We start from the raw sequence: 2055 nt of genomic DNA on the forward strand, positions 1-2055 counted from the left end.
GCATGTAAGTGGGAACTACTTCGCCCTGCTCTATCTCGGGCGTGACAACCAATCCTGACCCACTCAGATTATAGGTCGGAGTGACGACGCCCTGGTCAACTTGAGGCGTTGCCGCAAGCCCCATACCCGTCAGCGTTACAGAGAGTGAGAGCGACCCCATGCCCACCATTGGAGTGACTTCTAGGCCAGCTCCAGTCAGACTGTAGGTCGGTGTCACTACCCCTTGGCCCAGCTCAGGCGTCACAGACAGCCCTGCGCCTGTAAGCGTCACGACGGGGCTTGATGGTGTTACGACGCCTTGCCCAAGTTCAGGGGTGACCAGCAGGTCGGAGCCCGTAAGGGTGTAGGTTGGCGTCACAACGCCCTGGTCAATTTGAGGCGTTACAGCAAGCCCCATACCGGCCAGTGTTGGGGTGAGCGAGAGCGATCCCATGCCAACCATCGGAGTGACCTGAAGGCCAGCTCCAGTCAGGTTGTAAGTCGGAGTGACGACGCCTTGCCCAAGCTCTGGAGTAACCAGGAGGCCGGAACCCGTCAGATTATAGGATGGTGTGACCACGCCCTGGCCAAGCTCCGGAGTGACCTGAAGGCCCGCGCCTGTAAGTTGAGGCGTCCCTGATGCGGGCAATGCAAATTCGTTCGCGCCGGTTTCCCAAAGACGCAGTGCGCCTTGGCGCAGGTGCCCCCGGTTAATCTCTTCAGCAGTACCGTGAAAATCAATGGCCAGAGCGCCACCAAGAGTTTCTGCTTGGGCCGGGTCCGAAATACTGGCCCGAACTGCCGGATCTGATAGGTCTGGAGCGACCCCAAACCACAGCGCCATCCGATCTATTGCAGCATGAGTGTTGCTATTTGCGGGTGTTCCATTGTGCCCACGGCACATAATGCCAACATTGTCCACGTCGGACGTTTCCATGGTCACAGTGGCAGTGTTCGCCCATGGCTGCAGTGCCCCGATAGCACCATCATAGGCGTTAGAAACCCCGCCCACGTTATAGAGAATGAAGACTTCGATATCTTCATTGGGGTCGACGTGGGCTACACTAGTTTCGATCTTCTTGTTGGATGTGGAATCATAAGCCGTCAGTGTGAATGTACCGCTCGACTTTTGAGCAATGTTCAATCTACCAAAATAGTCACTCTGGAAAGTTATCAACTCGCCATTGTTAGCTATGTCAGACTTGCCCTTGTAGTAGAACAAGATTTGAGTGGGGTTGCTATCAAGTGCGGCAGGTAATGTCTGCACTGGTCCACGAACCAACAACGCATCCACTGGGGTGGAAATAGCCTCAATAGCAGTCTTAGGCGCGCGATACAGAACAGGCAATTTACTAGCCATGGCGTGTTACCTCAGTCCCATCATCGTTACACGCATGCCCGGATCATTCACGGCCTCGGTGGTCTTGTACCGAGCGGAAATCCGGTCCCCTGCAGGTCTACCCCACGGAGCCCATGTGGGACTGTTGCCGGGTTGCCCCTCGTTTTGGTTTGTAGGAAGTCTCCAATCCAATTCTGCAAAAGCAACCTCTGAACCCGGCGACCCATAGGCCAATTCAATACGTCGATTAACAGTCGAAGCTGGATTGTTGTACACGTTGGTAAACATGAAGCCCAACTCTGCGTATTCATGAAGAAGCCCACTGCCTTGCATCAGGTTGTTAGGTGTGGAGTCAGTCCCGACTATTGTCAGTTCCGTCCAAGCAATGAAGGTATCGTCTACGGTTGCTCCGGGGAGAACTACCCCTTTACTGTAGTCAGAATTGCCAGCATCCAAGTCACAGGGGCCGAGGTCCATAAACTTGTATGGGGATAACGGAAGGTCTCGGGCTTTAACGCCTGAAATCCCCACATGGTACGGGCAAGTGGACCAGCCCGAATGGAACGTGGACAGCCTCGTGCCTGCGGCGACTGGTAGGGGTACGTAGTTTTGGCCGAACCCACGGGCTGAAGTGCCTTCACCGGGCTGAACAGTGGCAATTCGGGTTTCATTCCCCACGTCGCCAATGGCCACGCTTAATGGTCCTGTTTTGTCGACAAGCGAGGTCACGTAAAAGC

2 protein-coding genes are annotated in these 2055 nt (G+C 55.0%); both read right to left on the minus strand.

The annotated features are described in order from the left end of the window. The coding region (locus tag DL239_RS21275; protein WP_167686099.1) for a hypothetical protein at positions 1 to 1339 on the minus strand (1339 nt) is incomplete at its 3' end. Between the two features lie 6 nt (positions 1340 to 1345). Then, on the minus strand, positions 1346 to 2055 hold a 710-nt coding region (locus tag DL239_RS21280), incomplete at its 5' end, for a hypothetical protein (protein WP_206188598.1).

It is taken from the genome of Parasedimentitalea denitrificans (assembly GCF_011813015.1).
GTDB lineage: Bacteria > Pseudomonadota > Alphaproteobacteria > Rhodobacterales > Rhodobacteraceae > Parasedimentitalea > Parasedimentitalea denitrificans.